The organism is Brachybacterium sp. B718/18 (assembly GCF_055454375.1).
Genome location: NZ_JBVDDO010000003.1, coordinates 110258 through 130335, shown reverse-complemented (window position 1 = coordinate 130335; position 20078 = coordinate 110258). Strand labels below are relative to the sequence as shown.

Sequence of the window (20078 nt, the reverse complement as noted above, 5' to 3'; positions counted from 1 at the left end):
AGGGGGGTGATCGGCGCGGCCAACCGGGACGGCTCGCCGGTGGTGCCCTCACTGCGCCCCGGCAGCGCCCAGCAGATGCTCGACGGCGTCGAGACCGGCGTGATCACCTACGTGCTGGACACCTCCGTACTGCTCTCGGACCCGCTCTCGCTGCACCGCTTCGCCGAGCACGACATCGTGCTGCCGATCGTCGTCGTCACCGAGCTCGAGGCCAAGCGCCACCATCCCGACCTCGGCTACTTCGCCCGCCAGGCGCTGCGCATCCTCGACGACCTGCGCGAGCTTCACGGCAACCTCTCGGTGCCGCTGCCGATCGGCAAGGACGGAGGACACGTCCACGTCGAGCTGAACCACATGAACACCTCCTCGCTGCCGGACGGCTTCCGGCTCGGGGACAACGACACCCGCATCCTCGCGGTCGCCAAGAACCTGCAGCTCGAGGGGAAGCACGTGGTGCTGGTCTCGAAGGACCTGCCCATGCGGATCAAGGCCTCCGCCTCCGGCATCCACGCCGAGGAGTACCGCGCCGAGCTCGCCCGCGACCGCGGCTACATCGGCATGGTCACCGCCTCCGTCGACGAGCAGACCATGACCGACCTCTACGACGGACAGGTCGTCGACATCCCCGAGGTCGCGCACCAGCCCGTCCACACCGGGCTCACGATCACCAGCCCCCGGGGCTCGGCGCTCGGCCGCATCACCCGTGAGAAGCAGGTGCGCTTGGTCCAGGGAGATCAGACGGTGTTCGGCGTCGCCGGCCGCTCGGCCGAGCAGCGCGTGGCGATCGACCTGCTGCAGGACGAGTCGATCGGCATCGTCTCCCTCGGTGGTCGCGCCGGCACGGGCAAGAGCGCCCTGGCCCTCTGCGCCGGTCTCGAGGCCGTGCTCGAGCGGCGCACCCAGCGCAAGATCATGGTGTTCCGGCCGTTGTTCGCCGTGGGCGGGCAGGAGCTCGGCTATCTCCCCGGCGACCAGTCCGAGAAGATGGGCCCCTGGGGACAGGCCGTCTTCGACACGCTCGGCTCGATGGTCTCCCAGAACGTCATCGACGAGGTGCTCTCCCGCGGCATGCTCGAGGTGCTCCCGCTGACCCACATCCGCGGGCGGTCCCTCCACGACGCCTTCGTGATCGTCGACGAGGCGCAGTCCCTCGAGCGGAACGTCCTGCTGACGATGCTCTCCCGCATCGGCCAGAACTCCCGCGTGGTCCTCACCCACGACGTCGCCCAGCGCGACAACCTGCGCATCGGCCGGTACGACGGGATCGCGAGCGTCGTCGAAGCACTTAAGGAGCGGGAGCTCTTCGCCCACATCACCCTGCAGCGCTCCGAGCGGTCCAAAGTCGCCGAGCTGGTCACCCACGTGCTGGACGAGCCGATCCCCTGAGCAGGTGGCGGCGGGCGGGCCGAGACGGGTGGCCCGGCCTGACGTGACCTGGTACGGCCGGGCGGCTGGCTGGTTCCGGCCCGGCCTGACCTGACCTGGCCCGGCCCGGCCTGACCTAGCCCGGCCAGCTGGCTACCGCCCTCTCCGCCGTGTGACCCTCGTGGCGACGGGACGCCGGTGATGCGAGGTGCACATATACGCACCTCGCATCACCGGCGTCCCGTCGGCGCATCGCTCCCCGTACCGCAGCGCGCCTGCCCACCCTCGCTCCCCGTACCGCAGCGCGCCTCCCCACCCTCCCCGGTGCTTCCCCCGGCGCCGTCGAGCCGGGACCGTTCCTCCCCAGAGGTCGCCGGTCCACATTCCTGTCCCCGCCCGGACCTCGCAGCGCGAGGGATGATGCGATCAGCGCATGCAGGTCACTGGAGTCATCCACGCGTCGCGGCTGCCCGACAAGGTTCCGGATCCGGCAGAGCGGCGCCGATTGAAACGGTCGGGCGTGATCCGCTCGGTCGGGGAGTGGTACGTGACGGCGGAGGCGCCGCTCGACCTCGTCGCGCTCCTCGAGATGGGGCTTCGCCCCACGTGCCGCGACGCCGCCGTGCTGTACGGACTCTGGACCCCGATGGGCAGAGGAGTCCACGCCTATCGCCCGCGAGCCGCACGGATGCCGGAGCCGGCTCCCCAGGCGATGCCGATTCGTCGCCGCCGGGATTCGACATCCGCAGAGCTGGTGCCGCTCGTGGACCTCACCTCGACAGGGCCGCTGCCCTGGATGGAGGAGATCGTCCTGCACGGGCCGAGCCTGCGGGCCTGGCCGGACGACGATCCGGTTCCTGATCTCTCGCGCGTCCTGGACCATGCTGCGCGCTGCCTGACGACCGTCGACGCGGCGATCCTCCTCGAGTCCGCGCTCAACCTGCGTCTGCTCGACGCGAGCTCGCTGCAGATTCTCCTCGACGGACTCCCGCAGAGATTCAGCCGGCCGCTGCGACGGGTCCGTTCCGACGCGCAGTCCGGTACCGAGACCGCTGTTCGGTGGTGGCTCGAAGGGCGGTCCGTGAAGGTGCGGAGCCAGGTGCAACTGCTGCCCGATGTCCGCGTCGATCTCCTCGTGGAGGAGAACTGGGAGATCGAATGCGACAGCCGCAGGTTCCATGACGATCCGATGCAGTATGCCGAGGATCGGCGACGGGATCTCGCACTCACCGTTCGGGGCTACCGAGTCACGCGCCTGACCTGGGAGCAGGTGTTCTCCCAATGGGAGCAGACGTCGCGCATGCTCCAGGTTCTGCTGCGACAGCGGCGGCACTCCTCGGCCCTGTCCGCCTGAGGTCACGGCGGGAGGTGGATGAGGAAGGAGTGTGCACGAAAGGACTCGGGTGATGCGAGGTGCGTATATGTGCACCTCGCATCACCCGCGTCCAGCCCCTGCCTCAGACCCGACCGACCGACCGCCGCCAACGCCCGACCGACTGGCCGACCGACCGGGTAGCCGGGATCAGGCCTTCGGCGCGGTCATCGACAGCACGTCCAGCGCGCTGTCCAGCTGCTCCTCGGTGAGCTCGCCGCGCTCGACGAAGCCCAGGGCGATGACGGCCTCGCGCACGGAGATGCGCTCGGCGACGGCGTGCTTGGCGATCTTCGCCGCCGACTCGTAGCCGATCAGCTTGTTCAGCGGGGTGACGATCGAGGGGGAGGCCTCGGCGTAGAAGCGGGCCTTCTCCTCGTTCGCGGTGAGACCGTCGACGGTCTTGTCGGCCAGCACCGTGGAGGCGTTGGCCAGCAGGCGGATCGACTCGAGCAGGCTCGTGCCCATCAGCGGGATCTGCACGTTGAGCTCGAAGGCGCCCTGCGCGCCGCCCCAGGCGATCGCCGCGTCGTTCCCGACGATCTTCGCGCACACCATCAGCACGGCCTCGGGGATGACGGGGTTGACCTTGCCGGGCATGATCGAGGAGCCGGGCTGGAGGTCGGGGATCGCGATCTCGCCGAGGCCGGTGTTCGGGCCGGAGCCCATCCAGCGCAGGTCGTTGCAGATCTTGGTGACGGAGACGGCGATCGTGCGCAGCGCCCCGGACATCTCGACCAGCCCGTCGCGCGCGGACTGCGCCTCGAAGTGGTTGCGGGCCTCGGTGAGCGGCAGCGAGGTCTGCTCGGCGAGGTTCGCGATGACCTTCTGCGGGAAGCCGAGCGGGGTGTTGATGCCGGTGCCGACGGCAGTGCCGCCCTGGGGGACCTCCGCGGTGCGGGGCAGGGCCGCCTCGACCCGCTCGATGCCGTAGCGGACGGCGGCCGCGTAGCCGCCGAACTCCTGGCCGAGGGTGACCGGGGTGGCGTCCATGAGGTGGGTGCGGCCGGACTTGACGACGTCCTTCCACGCCTCGGCCTTGGCCTCGAGGGACTCGGCGAGGTGGGCGAGCGCGGGAAGCAGGTGCTCGACGACACCGGCGGTGACGGCCACGTGCACCGAGGTGGGGAAGACATCGTTGCTGGACTGCGAGCAGTTGACGTGATCGTTGGGGTGCACCTCCAGCTCGCCGCGGGAGGCGAGGGTCGCGAGCACCTCGTTCATGTTCATGTTCGAGCTGGTGCCGGAGCCGGTCTGGTACGTGTCTACCGGGAACTGGTCGTCGTGGGCGCCGGAGATGACCTCGTCGGCGGCGGCGACGATCGCGTCGGCGATGGCGCCGTCGAGGACGCCGAGCTCCTTGTTGGCGCGGGCCGCGGCCTTCTTGACTTGGGCGAGGGCGTGGATGTGGGCGGGCTCGAGGCCCTGCCCGGAGATCGGGAAGTTCTCGACGGCGCGCTGGGTCTGTGCGCGGTACAGGGCGGAGGCGGGTACGCGCACCTCGCCCATGGTGTCGTGCTCGATGCGGTACTCGTCCTGCGCGGCGGCGGGCGTGGTCTGGGACATGAAGTTCCTCCCTCGGGGTTCAGATGGTCGGTCGGTCGAGCGTCGGGTCAGCCGAGCTCGTGGCTCCACGGCGGGTTCGCCCCTGCGCGGGAGACGGTGATCGCGGCGAGTGCGGCGGCACGGCGCATGACGGCGGCGAGGTCGTCCGACGGCAGGGCGGAGAGCGCCTCGCGGCGCGCGGCGCCGAGGAGGTCCTTGGCGGCGAGGCCGTCGAGGAGGCCCGCCGAGAAGGTGTCTCCGGCACCGACGGTGTCGACGGCCTCCACGGTCACGGGGGCGACCTGCACGCGCCCGCTCGCGGCGAAGCCGACCGCGCCCTCGCCGCCGCGGGTCAGCACCGCGAGGGAGGCTCCGAGGTCGAGCCAGGAGGCGACGACGTCCTCGACGTCGTCCGTGCCGTACAGCCAGGCGACGTCCTCGTCCGACGCTTTGATCACGTCGGCGAGGCGCAGGTTCTCCTCGATCCGGGCCCTGACGGACTCGGGCGAGCCCATCAGGCTGGGCCGGGCGTTGGGGTCGTAACTGACGGTCGAGCGCTCACGGGCGGCGGTCAGCACCTGCCGGACCGTCGTCGCGCCGGGGTCGAGGACCGCGGCGATCGACGAGGTGTGCACCGCGTCGACCCCCGTCGGCGTCCCGGCCGGATCCGGGGCCCAGGTCAGGTCGAAGACGTAGGTCGCGGCGCCGGTCGCATCGAGGGTTGCCTCGGCGGTCGAGGTCGGCTCCGCGGTCGAGCTCGCCGGGGTGAGCTGCACGCGGGACTGCTCGAGGTGGGCGCGGATCGCGTCGCCGCGGGCGTCGGCACCGATGCGGGTCAGGAGATGCGAGGTGTGGCCGAGGCGCCCGAGGGCGACGGCGACGTTCAGGGGGGAGCCGCCGGGGTGCTCACGGCGCGTGCCGTCGGCAGAGACGACGATGTCCGTGAGGGCTTCTCCGACGGTGAGGAAGGTGGAAGTCACCCCCGGATCATGTCAGGTTTCGCCGGACGAGGCGACACGGCGACAATGGGTCCATGCAGGAACCGCCCGAAGCCCCCCAGAGGTCCCACTATGAGCTGCCGTCCCGGAAGAACATGGTGCTGCGCAACATGGTGTGGGCGCTGCTGCTCACCATAGGTGTCGTGGTGATCATCGGGATCGCCTTCTTCGGCGTGGGGGACAGCGGCGACCGTCAGGTGCTCGAGAACTCGGAGCTGGACGTCGCCGCGAGTGCCGAGCGTGCGCAGGACGCCGCGGACTTCCCCGTCGCCGCCCCGGAGATGGGGGAGGAGTGGGCGGAGCGCGATGCTCGCTTCACCGGGGGCGAGGTGCCGAGCTGGCGGGTGCAGTACACCGCTCCCTCCGGGCATCTGGTGACCCTCACCGAGGAGGCGGAGCTGAGCCCGACGCTGGTCTCCGCCGCCGTGCCGGGCGCCGTGGTGGAGGCGGAGCTGGAGATCGCCGGCGCCTCATGCCAGCAGCTCACGGGGGTGCAGGACGGCAGCGAAGTGCGGGCACTGGCCTGCGAGGGTGAGGGCTTCGGCCTCGTGGTGCACGGCGACGTAGTGGACACGGAACTGCGCGCGCTGATGGACGCCGCGCTCGCCGACGTCGCCTGAGCGCGGCGACCGGCTGTCGTCACTCCGCCGCGGAGGCTCCCTCCCCGCCGCGCCGTGCCGCCACGGCCTCGTCGAGCCGGTCGCGGGCGCCGTCGAGCCACTGCTGGCAACGGCGGGCGAGCATCTCGCCCCGCTCCCACAGCGCGATCGAGTCCTCGAGCCCGCCCTGCCCGGACTCGAGCCGCCGCACGACTTCGACGAGCTGGTCGCGGGCGACCTCATAGGACAGCGCCGCCACGTCCTCGGGCAGAGGAGTCGTCTCGGTGGGGGAGTTCTCGGGGGTCTGGCTCATGGCTGCTCCTTCGGGGCGGCGGGCGGGGTGTAGGGGTCTGTCTCGGTGCGCTCCACGCCGAAGCGGCCTCCCGCCACACGGACGGAGAGGGCGTCGCCGACGGTCGAGTCCTCGGGGCGGCGCAGGATCGTGCCATCGGGCGCCTGGACCACGGCGTAGCCGCGCTCGAGGGTCGCGAGCGGGCTGAGGGAGCGCACCCGCGCGCCCAGGTGGCCGACCTCGTCGCGGGCGCGGTCGAGGCGGGAGCCGATGAGGGTGCGGGCGAGGGCGACGCGGGAGCGGATCTCGTCCTGGCGGCCCGCGAGGATGCTCGAGGGGTTGTCCAGCACGGGCCGTGAGCGCATCGCGTCGAGCCCCGACTGCTCCCGCTCGATCCGGGCGCGGATTGCGGCGCGCAGCCGGGTGCGGCCGAGGTCGAGCTGCTCGACCTCGGCGACGATGTCCGGTACCACGCGCTTGGCGGCGTCGGTGGGGGTGGAGGCGCGGACGTCCGCCGCGAGGTCGATCAGCGGGGTGTCCACCTCGTGGCCGATCGCGGAGACGATCGGGGTGCGGGCCGCGGCGACCAGGCGCACCAGCTGCTCGTCGGAGAAGGGGAGCAGGTCCTCGAGGGAGCCGCCGCCGCGGGAGATGATGATGACGTCGACCGCCTCGTCGGCGTCGAGCTCCTTCAGTGCGGCGGAGACCTCCTTGACGGCCTTCGCGCCCTGCACGGCGACCTCGCGGATCTCGAAGCGCACCGCCGGCCAGCGGCGGCGGGCGTTGACGACGACGTCGCGCTCCGCGGCGGACTCGCGCCCGCAGATCAGGCCGATGGTCTGCGGCAGGAACGGCAGCGGCTGCTTGCGGCCGGCCTCGAACAGCCCCTCGGCGGAGAGGGTCCGCTTGAGCTGCTCGAGCCGGGCGAGAAGCTCGCCGAGACCGACGGGCCGGATCTCGTCGGCCTCGAGCTGGAGGGTGCCGCGCTTGGTCCAGAAGGTGGGCTTCGCGTGGATCACCACGCGGGCGCCGGCGACCGGCTCAACCGGAAGGGCGCGCAGGACGTACTCCCGCACCGGTACCGAGAAGGACATGTCTACGTCGATGTCCCGCAGGGTCATGAAGGCGAGGCCCGAGCCCGGCCGACGGTTCAGCTGCACGATTTCGCCCTCGACCCACAGCGGCGACATGCGGGCGACATACTCCCCGACCTTCACCGACAGCTGGCGCAGCGGCCACGGGTTCTCCGGGGTGGTCTGCGCGGCGGTCGCGGCGAGGGGCGGGGGCTGCTCGGTCATGGGCACCACTGTGCCACTCGGGACCCACACGCCCGCTCCGCGACCCGTGTCGCTGTGGAGGAAGGGCGTGCGGGGAGGAACGATCCGAAGCGTGCGGCGAGCTGGGCCGACGTGCACGGTCGACGGGGCGGCTGTGGAGGGTTGGTGAGTCTCGCCCCACCGCCTCCCTGCGCGATGCGCGGGTCTCCTACGATGGCGGGGTGAACAGCGGAACCGTCCTCCTTGCCGAGCCCCGCGGCTACTGCGCGGGCGTCGATCGAGCCGTCGTCGCCGTCGAGCGCGCGCTCGAGCACTACGACGAGACCGTGTACGTGCGCCACGAGATCGTGCACAACAAGTTCGTGGTCGACCGGCTGAAGGAGAAGGGCGCCGTGTTCGTCGAGGAGGTCGACGAGGTGCCCGAGGGCTCGCTCGTGATCTTCTCCGCGCACGGCATCTCCCCGAAGGTCCGCGAGATGGCGGAGCAGAGGAACCTCCGCACCATCGACGCGACCTGCCCGCTGGTCACCAAGGTCCACAAGGAGGCGGTGCGCTTCGCCCGCCAGGACTACGACATCCTGCTGGTCGGCCACGAGGGTCATGAGGAGGTCGAGGGCACCGCCGGCGAGGCGCCGGAGCACGTCCAGATCGTCAACGGGCCCGAGGACGTCCACAAGGTCACGGTCCGCGACCCGGAGAAGGTCGTCTGGCTCTCGCAGACCACCCTGAGCGTCGACGAGACGATGGAGACGGTGGACCGGCTCAAGGAGCGTTTCCCGACCCTGCAGGCCCCGCCGAGCGACGACATCTGCTACGCCACCCAGAACCGCCAGGTCGCGATCAAGAAGATCGCCCCCGATGCGGATCTCGTGCTCGTGGTCGGGTCCCCGAACTCCTCGAACTCGGTGCGGCTGATGGAGGTCGCGCTCGAGTCCGGGGCCAAGGCCTCCCACCGCATCGACAGCGTCTCCGAGCTGCGCGAGGAGTGGTTCGAGGGCGTCGGCACCGTGGGCGTCACCTCCGGCGCCTCCGTGCCCGATGTCCTGGTGCAGGAGCTGCTGGCCGAACTCGCCGAGCGCGGCTACGGCGACGTGAAGCCGGTGCGCACCGCGACCGAGGACCTGATGTTCTCCCTGCCTCGCGAGCTGCGCCAGGAGATGAAGGCCTCGGGCCAGACCGACCGTCGGACGAAGCCCTCGGGAGATCGCGCGACTGCCGAGTCCTGAGGTCGGCCGGCAGGAGTCAGCCGGCGTCCTGCTCCCGAGCGCGTTCGCGCCGCGCGGAAAGGTCGCGCCCGGCCTCCCGCGGGGCGGCGAGATCCGCGATCTCGCCCTCCTCGAGCGTGCGCGCGCGCCGGGTGAGCTGTTCGATCTCGTCGACGGCGGTGCCCGCGAGGCCGAGGTCCTCGAACTTCCGCGCGGTGACCAGCACCCGGGCTTGCAGCGACCCGACCGCCTCGTTGAAGGCCGCGACGGAGGAGTCCAGCGACCTCCCCACCTTCCCCAGGTGTCCCGAGAACACGCCGAGTCGATGGTGCAGCTCGCGGCCCGCCTCGAGCACCTCGCGGGCGTCCCGGTTGAGTGATTCGGTGCGCCAGGTGTGCGCGACCGTGCGCAACAGCGCCATGAGCGTCGCGGGGGAGGCGATCACCACGTCCCGGGCGAAGGCGTGCTCCAGCAGGTCCGGGGCGGACTCGAGGGCAGCGGCGAGCACCCCGTCGCTCGGCACGAACAGAATGGTGAACTCGGGGGTGTCCCCGAACGCCTTCCAGTAGGCCTTCGCCGAGATCTGATCCACGTGATGGCGCAGCGCCCGGGCGTGCGCGGTGCGGCGGGTGCGGGCGCGGGTCGGATCCTGCTCCTCGATCGCGTCGAGATAGGCGTCCATCGGCGCCTTGGCGTCGACCACCAGGGTGCGCTCACCGGCGAGGCGCACCACGAGGTCGGGGCGCTGTCCCTTCTCCCCGTCGGCCCGGGCACCGGCCGCCTGCTCGGAGAAGTCGACGTGCTCGAGCATCCCGGCGGCCTCGACGATCCGCCGCAGTTGGACCTCGCCCCAGCGGCCGCGTGCCGTCGGCGCCCGCAGGGCGGAGGTCAGCGCCGCCGTGCCGGTCTCGAGCGACTGCGCCCGTCGGCCCAGCTCGCCGAGATGCGCGCGCAGCGCCCCCTCGGCCTCGACCCGGGCCGCCTCGGACCGCGCCAGGGAGCGCTCGAGATGGGCGAGCGTCGCGGTGATCGGGGCGAGGGTCCGCTGCAGCTCGGCCTCCCGCTCCTCCTCGGCGGCATCGCGACGGGCCGCGTCGCGCTCGTGGCGCTCGTCGGCCAGACGCAGCAGCTGCGTGGAGGCGTCCCCCTGGTTGCGCGCGCGCTCCCGCTGCACCAGCCAGGTCGCAACAGCGCCGAGGAGTGCGCCCAGCACGATCCCCACCAGCAGCATCTGTGTTCCGCTCATGCCGACAGCACATCACGGGGGTCCGACGGACGAGGGGCACCACGCCCAGGGCGGGCCGTCAGCGCCGCTCGGCGAGCTCCCGGGAGGCGCGGACCTCACCCATGTGCTCGCTCGCCCAGGACACCAGCGCGCCGAGCGGCTCGAGCAGGGAGCGGCCGAGCTCGGTCAGCTCGTACTCGACCCGCGGAGGGATCTCGGGGTGCGCGGTGCGCAGCACCAGCCCGTCCGCCTCGAGCGCGCGGAGGGTCTGGGTGAGCATCTTCTGGCTCACGCCGTCGACCCGGCGGGCGAGCTGGGAGAAGCGCTGCGGGCCGTCCTCGAGGGCGCCGATGACCAGCACCGTCCAGCGGTCACCGATGCGGTCCAGCAGCTGCCGGGATGGGCAGTCGTGGACGTAGGGGTCATAGGCGAGAGAGGACATGAGGGGCTCCTGGGGTGGTTACCGGAAAGTGCGTACTTCCCTGCGGAGAGAAGGTTACCTACAGTGAGCGTCGAGGTCCATGGCAGTAGTCGTGGACGTTTCGTCGAATCGGCACCAGGAGTGCCGGGAAGGAGAGCCCCATGGCTCGCATTGTCGTCCTCGGAGGGACCGGCTACGCCGGCACCGGCATCGTCACGGAGGCCGCGCAGCGCGGCCACGACGTCCTCTCCGTCTCCCGCACCGCCCCGGCGGAGCTCCCCGCCGGCGCCGCGCACCGCGCGGGGGACCTGCGGGACGAGGCGCTGCTCGCCGAGGTTCTCGAGGGAGCCGACGTCGTCATCGCCGCCTCAGCCCCGCGCGGTAAGCTCGCCGAGCCCGGCGTCCTTCGCGGCATCTACGCCACCGTCGCCCGCCTCGCGGGCGAGAAGGGCGCGCGCTTCGGCGTCGTCGGCGGGGCCGGCTCGACGCTCGTCGCCGAGGGCGGCCCGCGGGTGCAGGACACCCCCGACTTCCCCGACGCCTTCAAGGCCGAGGCGAACGAGCTCACCGCCGTGCTCGAGGACCTCCGGGCCGACGAGACCGGGCTCGACTGGTTCTTCGTCAGCCCCGCGGGCGGCTTCGGCGCCTACGCCCCCGGCGAGCGCACTGGCGCATACCGGACCAGCGACGACGTGCTCCTCGTTGACGCCGACGGTAACTCGGCCCTCTCCGCCGAGGACCTCGGTGTCGCGATCGTCGACGAGATCCAGCAGCCGGCGCATCGCCGCGCCCGCTTCCACGTCGCCTACTGAGCCCTCCGGCTCCGCGCTCCGGGGCCGACGGTGTGAGGTGCGCCCGCTGGGCGCCCCGACCGTCGGCCCCGACCTGCGCCACGGGCCGTGCGCGCCGTAGGATCGGGCACCGTGGCTCTCACTATCGGAATCGTCGGACTGCCCAACGTCGGCAAGTCCACCCTGTTCAACGCCCTGACCCGCGCCGAGGTGCTCGCCGCGAACTACCCGTTCGCGACCATCGACCCCAATGTCGGCGTGGTGCCCCTGCCCGACCCGCGGCTGGCGCAGCTCGCGGGCGTGTTCGGCAGCGAGAAGCTGGTCCCCGCGACCGTGTCCTTCGTGGACATCGCCGGGATCGTCAAGGGAGCGAGCGAGGGCGAGGGCCTCGGCAACAAGTTCCTCGCCAACATCCGCGAGGCCGACGCCATCTGCCAGGTCACCCGCGCCTTCGCCGATCCCGACGTGACCCGCGTCGAGGGCTCGAAGGACGCCGCCGGCGACATGGAGACCATCACCACCGAGCTGATCCTCGCCGACCTCCAGACCATCGAGAACTCGATGCAGCGCCTCGAGAAGGAGACCAAGCGCGGCCTGCTGGATGCCGCCGTGCTCGAGAACGTCCTCAAGGCCAAGTCCCTGCTTGAGACCGGGAAGACCCTCTACCAGGGGGCGAAGGACGCCGGCATCGACGTCACCCAACTGCGCGAGCTGCAGCTCATGACCGCCAAGCCCTTCATCTACGTCTTCAACACCGACGAGGACGGCCTCGCCGACACCGCCATGCAGCAGCAGCTGCGCGAGCTCGTGGCGCCGGCCGAGGCGATCTTCCTCGACGCCAAGTTCGAGTCCGAGCTCATCGAGCTCGACGCCGACGAGGCCGCCGAGATGCTCGAGAGCACCGGCCAGGAGGAGTCGGGCCTGGACCAGCTCGCGCGCGTCGGCTTCGACACCCTGGGCCTGCAGACCTACCTCACCGCCGGCCCCAAGGAGTCCCGCGCCTGGACCATCCCCAAGGGCGCGACCGCCCCGCAGGCCGCCGGCGTCATCCACACCGACTTCGAGCGAGGCTTCATCAAGGCCGAGATCGTCTCCTTCGACCAGCTGATGGAGGCCGGCTCCATGGCCGAGGCGAAGGCCAAGGGGTGGGTCCGTATGGAGGGCAAGGAATACGTCATGCGCGATGGCGACGTGGTCGAGTTCCGCTTCAATGTTTAAAAAACCGCAGGTCAGACCGTACTTTTGAGAGGATCACGACTGCTGCTTCTCCCTGATTTCGACATGAGCAGAGGCCAGCGGTAGAACCAGCTCTCATCAGGTGTTTTGCTCGACTTGATGCGGCGCGCGGATGATCGGGTCAGTGCTCGTCTGCCGGAGAAGCTCACGGGATGAGCCGGCGAATCTGCGCACAGCAGTCGCTCAGGCAGTGCCGTGCCTGACTCAAAAAGTCGGCTTGTCTCAAAACGGAAGTCCTCACTGAAGTGGGTCTCTCTCCGCCAGCGTTCGGGTGATCTCGTCCCACTGTTTGCTTGCGACGAGCTCTCGGTAGCGGCGGGAGGCTGTCTGCCACGAGCCGAACTCTGCCGGCAGCTCGCGCCACGCAATGCGGGCATGGATCTTGTAGAGCACTGCATCCACGATGGTTCGCGCATAAGTGCGCGGTCGCCCGCGGCGAGGTTCGGACTCTGTTTCGACGATGTGCTGGATCCAGCTCCACTGCTCATCACTCAGCGGCTGATACTCAAGCGCACCGTCGGCGTTGAGCCCGCTTGCGTTGACGCTCTCGTCGGCCTGGCCGTCGGCACGTTCAGCTTTGACTACGCCTCGGATGATCTCGCACTCGGAGCACCGGACAGTTGATGGAACACGGTAGACAGTGCCTGAAGCGACGGGATCGACGTGACCGCAGGTCAGGTCCACGCGCCAGATTGCATCTTGGACAGTACGCACTCTTGGCTGAGATAAGAGCGCCCAGACTTCTTCGCGTTGTTCTGGGGAAAGCGGCGGGAACGGGCAGCACACGTGGCAGTGCTCCACGCGATGATCCTGGAGCTTCCAAACTCCCATGGGGCAGTCCTCATGCTCGGCGCGAAACGCGGCATTGTCGGCGTCGATCAGAGCGATGCTCTCTTCATCCGTGCCCCGGGCAGCTTCGCCGCGGATGGCTCGTCCACAAACGCGACATGGTTCGCCCGCCTTGTAGGCCTCATAGGACAGCTGGGGGTTGCGGCCCGCCCACTCCGCCCGCTTCGCATCGAATGCTTGTGCCCGGGCCTCCGAGAGCAATGCGTGGCTACGCGGTGTATGCACGACGCGGGGGAGTGCGCTCGAGTCGCCCTCAGGGAGCTGTTGTGAATCGGGCATGGCCATGCGCTCCTTCGAGGTCTGATGCGGCTCACTGCGAGTCGCGCGCGACCCTGCCTCGACCGTAACTGGAAGCGATAACTTCCTGGAAGTCATGACTACCAGACCTGAGGCTGGTTGTGTGACAGAACCGCTCAAGAAGGTGCTCGGAGCGCAGGTGCGCGCTCTGCGCCTTGCGCGCCGTCTGTCGCAGGAGGGTCTCGCCGAGGAGCTCGGCGTCTCGACTCGATACCTCGCGGGGATCGAGCGTGGAGAGCGCAACCTCACCCTGGATTCGGTCGATGCCTTGGCCGAGCAGCTCGGCGTCGGGGCGCACGCACTAATCGTTCGTCAATGATGCTCGCTGCGTGAGCTGGGGGCCGCTGCATCACACCGGAGTCCGACGCACTGCCCGGTCGCCGGGTCACGCTCCGGATGATGGGCTGCGTCGACTCGTTGAACGTGACGGCCGCAACGGCTGTGGCGTTCTAAGCGACGCGGTGATGATGCAGGAAGCCCGAGTGTCAGTGGCACCCGATATCGTGAGAGCTAATAACCCAACACCGTGATTGCGCAGTGGCGCGGAGGAGCACGACCGATGGCACCGACCACCAAAGAGGCGCAGCGAGCTGAGCTGCACAAGACGATCTGGCGCATCGCTAACGACCTGCGTGGCAGCGTCGACGGGTGGGACTTCAAGTCCTACGTGCTGGGCATGCTGTTCTATCGCTTCATCTCCGAGAACCTCACGGCGTACCTCAATAAGCACGAGCACGATGCGGGCGACGCGTCGTTTGACTACCGGCTGACGGCGGACTCCGACGCGGAGTTTGCGCGCGACGAGGTTGTCGCGGAGAAAGGGTTCTACATTCTGCCGTCCGACCTGTTCGCCAATGTTCGCAAGCGTGCGGCGCGGGACGAGAACCTCAACGAGACGCTCGAGCGGGTCTTCAAGAACATCGAGGCGTCGGCGCTGGGTACGGACAGCGAGGACGACATCAAGGGGCTGTTCGACGACCTGGATGTCAATAGCAACAAGCTGGGCTCGACGGTAGCCAAGCGGAACCAGAAGCTCGTGAAGTTGCTCGACGCGATCGGCGACCTCCCGCTGGGGCGGTGGGAGGACAACTCGATCGACCTGTTCGGTGATGCCTACGAGTACCTGATGCAGATGTACGCCGCCAACGCGGGCAAGTCCGGTGGTGAGTACTACACGCCGCAGGAGGTTTCCGAGTTGCTGGCGCGCATCACCGTGGTCGGCAAGACGCAGGTGAACAAGGTCTATGACCCGGCTGTCGGCTCGGGTTCGCTGCTGCTGAAGTTCGACAAGGTTCTCGGAAAGAACAACGTCCGCCAGGGGTTTTACGGTCAGGAGATCAATCTGACGACGTATAATCTCGCGCGGATTAATATGTTCCTGCACGACGTGAACTACGCGGACTTCAATCTGGCACACGGTGACACGCTCCTCGACCCCGCCCACTGGGACGACGAGCCGTTCGAGGCGATCGTTTCCAATCCGCCCTACTCGATCAAGTGGGAGGGCGATGCCAACCCGCTCCTGATCAACGACGACCGGTTCTCTCCGGCCGGTGTCCTCGCGCCGAAGTCGAAGGCCGACCTCGCATTCACGATGCACATGCTCAGCTGGCTCGCCGTCAACGGCACTGCGGCGATCGTCGAGTTCCCTGGCGTGCTGTACCGCGGGGGAGCGGAGAAGAAGATCCGCCAGTACCTCGTCGACAACAACTACGTCGATGCGGTCATCCAGTTGCCGCCGGACCTGTTCTTCGGCACGACGATCGCGACCTGCATCCTCGTCCTGAAGAAGTCGAAGAAGGCCAGTGACGTGCTGTTCATCGACGCGTCGGCCGAGTTCAAGCGCGTCGGCAATAAGAACAAGCTACTCGAGGAGCACCGGGCGAGAATCCTCGATACATTCACGACGCGCGAGCCCGAGGATTACTTCGCCACGGTTGTGAGCAACGAGGACATCGCGGCGAATGACTACAACATCGCGGTGTCGTCATACGTGGAGGCGGAGGACACTCGCGAGCTGGTCGATATCGTCGAGCTGAACGCCGAGATCGCGCGCATCGTGGCGCGCCAGGCAGAACTGCGGAAAGCGATCGACGAAATCGTGGCGGATCTGGAGGGCTCCAAGTGAGCCGCATCGATGAACTGACACAGGAGCTGTGCCCGCAAGGCGTGGAGCACAAGACTCTTGGCCAGGCGGGGGAATTTATTCGTGGGAACGGCCTTCAGAAGGCCGACTTGCGTGACAAGGGTGTCCCTGCTGTCCATTATGGGCAGATCCACACCCTCTACGGCGTTCATGCGACTGAGACGAGGTCCTTCACGGATCCGGAAATCGCCGCTAAGCTTCGTCATGCACAGCCCGGCGACCTGCTGATTGCCGCAACGAGTGAGGATGATGATGCGGTCGCGAAGGCGACGGCATGGCTCGGTGATACCGACGTCGTCCTCAGCGGCGACGCTTACATCTATCGTCACGAACTTGACCCGAAGTATGTGGCGTACTTCTTCCAGTCGACGTCATTCCAGGATCAGAAGCGGCGCTTCATCTCGGGAACAAAGGTACGTCGCGTGTCGGGGGCATCGCTGGAGAGGATTCGAATCCCCGTGCCGCCTCTCGAGGTGCAGCGCAAGATCGTGCGAGTTTTGGAAAAGTTCACCGAGCTTGAAGTGGAACTGGAGGCGGAGCTGGAAGCCAGGCGATCGCAACGCGTAGCTCTCGCCACGAACTTTGACGTCGCCGCACGGGATCGCGCGGTACAGAACGTGACTAAGTTGGGTTCGATTGCTCACGAGGTTATTGATCCCGTGCCAGTAGTTGCCGGTCAGCTCTATGCCGGTCTCGGTGTGAAGTGGCGTGGCGAAGGTGTGCTAGTTCGTGAGGCTCGTGATGGAGCTGAAATCAAGGCGACGACGCTGTATCGTGCACAGCCGGGGCACCTCATTTACAACAAAATGTTCGTTGTAGAGGGCTCTTTTGCGATAGTGCCAGCAGGCTGCGACCGCGCCGTAGTTTCGAACGAGTTCCCGGTTTTCAACATTGACCGATCGAAAGTCGAGCCGTTTTGGCTTCTGCAGCATCTGTGCAATCCACACACGCTACAGAGGATCGAGCGCGAGGTGACCGGTACCGAACGAGGAACGATGAAGAGTCGGAGACGTTGGAAATCGAGTCAATTCGTAGACTTTGAGATCGATCTTCCGCCGCTTGATGAGCAGCGGGAAATCGTGCGCGTACTACGGGCCAGTGATCGACTGATTTCTTCACTTGAATGTGAGCTTGCGGCCCGTCGCAAGCAGTACGAGCACTATCGTGACCGGCTCCTGACGTTCAAGGAGTTGGCGGCATGACCGATGCGCCGGCACGTACGTACGATCCGATCGCCGTCTCCCCCGAGAGCACGGTCGTCGCTGAGTATGTTCACGATCCGTTGCAGGCCGATGCGTATCAGTCGGAGTCTGCACTCGAGAAGGAGATGATCCGGCTCCTCAAGGGGCAGGCGTACGACTACCTGCCGATTACCTCCGAGGCGGAGCTGGTTGCGAACCTCCGGGTGCAGCTCGAGAAGGTCAACAAGATGACCTTCTCGGATACCGAGTGGGGGCAGTTCTTCACGACGAAGATCGCAGGTGCCAACGACGGCATCATCGAGAAGACTGTGCGCGTCCAAGAGGATCACGTCCAGATCCTCAAGCGCGACGACGGGACGACGAAGAACATCACGCTGATCGACAAGACGAACATCCACAACAATCAGCTACAGGTCATCAACCAGTACGAGATCGGGCGCGGCGAAGACGACGCCAGTGACGGCGGTGCGAAGTACGCCAACCGTTACGACGTGACCGTGCTCGTCAACGGGCTGCCGATGGTGCACATCGAGCTGAAACGTCGCGGCGTCGACATCCGCGAGGCCTTCAACCAGATCAACCGGTACCAGCGCGACAGCTTCTGGGCGGGATCGGGCCTGTTCGAGTACGTGCAGCTGTTCGTGATCAGTAACGGCACGCTGACGAAGTACTACTCCAACAGCACCCGTAACAGGCATCTGGCTGAGCAGAAGAAGTCTGGCGGTGCTGGCAAGGGCAGGAAGACGAGTAACTCGTTCGAGTTCACCAGCTGGTGGGCCGATGCGAACAACAAACCGATCACCGAGCTGACAGCGTTCGTGAAGACGTTCTTCGCGAAGCACTCGCTGTTGAACATCCTGACGAAGTACTGCGTGCTCACCGCGGACCGCGACCTGCTGGTGATGCGGCCGTACCAGATCGTCGCGACCGAGCGGATCCTGCAGAAGATCCAGATCTCGACGAACTACAAGACGCTCGGCACACTCGACGCCGGAGGATACGTCTGGCACACCACCGGCTCGGGCAAGACGCTCACCTCGTTCAAGGCAGCGCAGCTCGCATCGAAGATGCCGAGTGTGGACAAGGTGCTGTTCGTCGTGGACCGCAAGGACCTCGACTACCAAACGATGCGAGAGTACGACCGGTTCGAGAAGGGCGCGGCTAACTCGAACACGTCCACGGCGGTGCTGAAGGGGCAACTGGAGGATCCAGGTGCGCGGATCATCATCACGACGATCCAGAAGCTGTCGACGTTCATCAAGGCGAACAAGGGCCACGAGGTATTCTCGGGCCACGCGGTGATTATCTTCGATGAGTGCCACCGGTCGCAGTTCGGCGACATGCACATCGACATCACACGCGCGTTCAAGAAGTACAACCTGTTCGGGTTCACCGGCACGCCGATCTTCGCTGCAAACGCCGGAAGCGGTGGCAACCCTCAGCTGCGCACGACCGAGCAGGCGTTCGGCGACAAGTTGCACACATACACGATCGTCGACGCCATCACCGACAAGAACGTACTGCCGTTCCGGATCGATTACATCAACACCATCAAGGTCGGAAATCCTGACGACTCGCAGGTGTCAGCGATCGACCGGGAGCGAGCTCTCCTGGATGTGCGTCGGATCCGGGACGTCGTGGCGTACACCCTGGAGCACTTCGATCAGAAGACGAAGCGCTCATCGAGCTACGAACACGCAGTCGTGACGAACGTCGCCGACTCAGTGCGGGGCCGGCGTCAGGCGGAGGCACTCAAGGAGCGGAAACGAGTGCGCGGATTCAACGCGCTGTTCGCGACCGCGTCGATCGATGCCGCACGCCGGTACTACAACCAGTTCCAGCTGCAGATGGAAGAGCTGCCACCGGACAAGCGGCTGAAGGTCGGCTTGATCTTCAGCTACGGCGCGAACGAGGCCGAAGCCGACGGAATCCTCGATGATGAAGCGTTCGACACCGATGCGCTCGACGGTGACACGCGCTCGTTCCTGGAAGATGCGATCCAGGACTACAACGACATGTTCGGGACCAGCTACGACACGAGCGCCGACCGGTTCCAGAACTACTACAAGGACCTGTCGCAGCGGATGAAGAACCGCGAGATCGACCTGGTCATCGTGGTGAACATGTTCCTCACCGGTTTCGACGCGACGACGCTGAACACGCTGTTCGTCGACAAGAACCTGCGCGCGCACGGCCTGATCCAGGCGTACTCGCGCACGAACCGCATCCTCAACTCGGTGAAGACCTATGGCAACATCGTCGCCTTCCGCGACCTCGAGGAGGAGACGAACGCTGCGCTGGAGCTGTTCGGCAACAAGGATGCCCGCGGCGTCGTCCTGCTGAAACCGTACGGCGACTACTACGGCGAGTACGTCGACAAGGTCACCGAACTGCTCACGCACTTCCCGATCGGGCAGCAGATCGTGGGGGAGCAGGCGCAGAAGGACTTCATCCAGCTGTTCGGCGCGATCCTGCGGCTGCAGAACATCCTCACGTCGTTCGACGACTTCGACGGCAACGACCCGTTGACCGAGCGACGCCGTCAGGACTACACCAGCATCTACCTGCGCCTCCGCGACGAATTCACGCGCGACCGTGACGGCGACAAGGAAGTCATCAATGACGACGTCGTGTTCGAGATCGAACTCGTCAAGCAGGTCGAGATCAACGTCGACTACATCCTCATGCTCGTCGAGAAGCTCCGCGCCGAGAAGGGCGACGGCGACGACAAGGAAGTCCGCGCCGAGATTACCCGCGCGGTCGACGCGAGCCCGAGCCTGCGCAGCAAGCGCGACCTCGTCGAGGACTTCGTCGAGTCGGTGTCGCTGCAGGGCGCGGTCGATGAGCAGTGGCAGGCGTACATCGCCGCGAAGCGCGAGGCCGAGCTTCAGGAGCTCATCGAAACGCACAAGCTCAAGCTGGAGGAGACGCAGTCGTTCGTGGATGAGGCGTTCCGGGACGGACAGCTGCGGACGGCGGGAACTGAGATCACCCGCATCCTGCCGCCCGTGTCACGGTTCAACCGCGAGTCCAACCACGGCGACAAGAAGAAGCGGGTCATCGAAGCGCTCACCGGATTCTTCGAGCGGTTCCGAGGGCTTGCCGCGGGAAACGAAGAGTCTAGGGACTGAGGCCAGCAACGCGTGGGATCATGGGCTCATGACCGAGGACAACCACGATCGCGTGCCGAGGGTCATCCGCTGCGAGCACTGGTCTGAGGAGCTGGGGCGCTTCGGCGGCTGGCACCACCATGAAGGT

17 protein-coding genes are annotated in these 20078 nt (G+C 67.3%); 10 read left to right on the top strand and 7 right to left on the bottom strand.

Translation table 11 applies throughout. From position 1 onward, the window contains the following. The first annotated feature begins 75 nt into the window (after positions 1 to 75). Together ACZCAH_RS06905 and ACZCAH_RS06900 are read left to right on the top strand one after the other, a co-directional pair. Positions 76 to 1386, top strand: a complete 1311-nt coding sequence (locus tag ACZCAH_RS06905; protein ID WP_464340513.1) for a PhoH family protein — start codon at positions 76 to 78, stop codon at positions 1384 to 1386. 412 nt (positions 1387 to 1798) lie between these two features. Next, positions 1799 to 2719, top strand: coding sequence for an endonuclease domain-containing protein (locus tag ACZCAH_RS06900; RefSeq protein ID WP_464340383.1), 921 nt, complete (start codon positions 1799 to 1801; stop codon positions 2717 to 2719). Positions 2720 to 2887: 168 nt separating this feature from the next. Here the strand turns inward: ACZCAH_RS06900 and ACZCAH_RS06895 are convergent, their stop codons facing one another. Next, the gene (locus ACZCAH_RS06895) at positions 2888 to 4303 is read right to left on the bottom strand and encodes a class II fumarate hydratase (RefSeq protein ID WP_464340382.1); all 1416 of its coding nucleotides are present in this window, start codon (positions 4301 to 4303) and stop codon (positions 2888 to 2890) included. A 47-nt stretch (positions 4304 to 4350) separates the two neighbouring features. Then, the gene (locus tag ACZCAH_RS06890) at positions 4351 to 5262 is read right to left on the bottom strand and encodes a carbohydrate kinase family protein (protein ID WP_464340381.1); all 912 of its coding nucleotides are present in this window, start codon (positions 5260 to 5262) and stop codon (positions 4351 to 4353) included. 53 nt (positions 5263 to 5315) lie between these two features. On the opposite strand from ACZCAH_RS06890, the gene ACZCAH_RS06885 reads away from it, so the two are divergent. Then, positions 5316 to 5900 carry a DUF4245 family protein gene (locus tag ACZCAH_RS06885; RefSeq protein ID WP_464340380.1) on the top strand — a complete coding sequence of 195 codons (585 nt, stop codon included), beginning with the start codon at positions 5316 to 5318 and terminating at the stop codon, positions 5898 to 5900. A 19-nt stretch (positions 5901 to 5919) separates the two neighbouring features. Here the strand turns inward: ACZCAH_RS06885 and ACZCAH_RS06880 are convergent, their stop codons facing one another. Beyond that, complete coding sequence (locus ACZCAH_RS06880) at positions 5920 to 6192, bottom strand: exodeoxyribonuclease VII small subunit (protein WP_464340379.1); 273 nt, start codon at positions 6190 to 6192, stop codon at positions 5920 to 5922. After that, positions 6189 to 7469 carry an exodeoxyribonuclease VII large subunit gene (gene xseA, locus ACZCAH_RS06875; protein ID WP_464340378.1) on the bottom strand — a complete coding sequence of 427 codons (1281 nt, stop codon included), beginning with the start codon at positions 7467 to 7469 and terminating at the stop codon, positions 6189 to 6191. The genes ACZCAH_RS06880 and xseA overlap by 4 nt, the downstream gene beginning before the upstream one ends. 200 nt (positions 7470 to 7669) lie before the next feature. On the opposite strand from xseA, the gene ACZCAH_RS06870 reads away from it, so the two are divergent. Beyond that, complete coding sequence (locus tag ACZCAH_RS06870) at positions 7670 to 8674, top strand: 4-hydroxy-3-methylbut-2-enyl diphosphate reductase (protein WP_464340377.1); 1005 nt, start codon at positions 7670 to 7672, stop codon at positions 8672 to 8674. Positions 8675 to 8690: 16 nt separating this feature from the next. Here ACZCAH_RS06870 and ACZCAH_RS06865 read toward each other — a convergent pair whose 3' ends face one another. Next, a complete protein-coding gene (locus ACZCAH_RS06865) occupies positions 8691 to 9899 on the bottom strand; it encodes a DNA recombination protein RmuC (protein ID WP_464340376.1) in 1209 nt (402 codons plus the stop codon). A gap of 58 nt (positions 9900 to 9957) precedes the next feature. Next, a complete protein-coding gene (locus ACZCAH_RS06860; protein WP_464340375.1) occupies positions 9958 to 10320 on the bottom strand; it encodes a winged helix-turn-helix transcriptional regulator in 363 nt (120 codons plus the stop codon). A 140-nt stretch (positions 10321 to 10460) separates the two neighbouring features. Between ACZCAH_RS06860 and ACZCAH_RS06855 the strand changes: the two genes are divergently transcribed. Both ACZCAH_RS06855 and ychF read left to right on the top strand, forming a co-directional pair. Beyond that, the gene (locus tag ACZCAH_RS06855; protein WP_464340374.1) at positions 10461 to 11111 is read left to right on the top strand and encodes an NAD(P)-dependent oxidoreductase; all 651 of its coding nucleotides are present in this window, start codon (positions 10461 to 10463) and stop codon (positions 11109 to 11111) included. A gap of 111 nt (positions 11112 to 11222) precedes the next feature. Next, entirely contained in the window at positions 11223 to 12308 is a 1086-nt protein-coding gene (ychF, locus tag ACZCAH_RS06850; protein WP_464340373.1) for a redox-regulated ATPase YchF, read from the top strand. Between the two features lie 255 nt (positions 12309 to 12563). Here the strand turns inward: ychF and ACZCAH_RS06845 are convergent, their stop codons facing one another. Continuing rightward, on the bottom strand, positions 12564 to 13460 hold the full coding sequence (locus tag ACZCAH_RS06845) for a transposase (RefSeq protein ID WP_464340372.1): 897 nt from the start codon (positions 13458 to 13460) through the stop codon (positions 12564 to 12566). Positions 13461 to 13575: 115 nt separating this feature from the next. Here ACZCAH_RS06845 and ACZCAH_RS06840 point away from each other — a divergent pair, with 115 nt between their 5' ends. The 4 genes from ACZCAH_RS06840 to ACZCAH_RS06825 all read left to right on the top strand — a co-directional run bounded on the left by ACZCAH_RS06840 (position 13576) and on the right by ACZCAH_RS06825 (position 19951). Continuing rightward, positions 13576 to 13791, top strand: a complete 216-nt coding sequence (locus ACZCAH_RS06840; RefSeq protein WP_224817495.1) for a helix-turn-helix domain-containing protein — start codon at positions 13576 to 13578, stop codon at positions 13789 to 13791. Positions 13792 to 14031: 240 nt separating this feature from the next. Further along, positions 14032 to 15600 carry a type I restriction-modification system subunit M gene (locus ACZCAH_RS06835; RefSeq protein ID WP_464340371.1) on the top strand — a complete coding sequence of 523 codons (1569 nt, stop codon included), beginning with the start codon at positions 14032 to 14034 and terminating at the stop codon, positions 15598 to 15600. Then, a complete protein-coding gene (locus ACZCAH_RS06830) occupies positions 15597 to 16820 on the top strand; it encodes a restriction endonuclease subunit S (RefSeq protein WP_464340370.1) in 1224 nt (407 codons plus the stop codon). Before ACZCAH_RS06835 ends, ACZCAH_RS06830 begins: the two co-directional genes overlap by 4 nt. Further along, positions 16817 to 19951, top strand: a complete 3135-nt coding sequence (locus tag ACZCAH_RS06825; RefSeq protein WP_464340369.1) for a type I restriction endonuclease subunit R — start codon at positions 16817 to 16819, stop codon at positions 19949 to 19951. Before ACZCAH_RS06830 ends, ACZCAH_RS06825 begins: the two co-directional genes overlap by 4 nt. Positions 19952 to 20078: the final 127 nt, after the last annotated feature.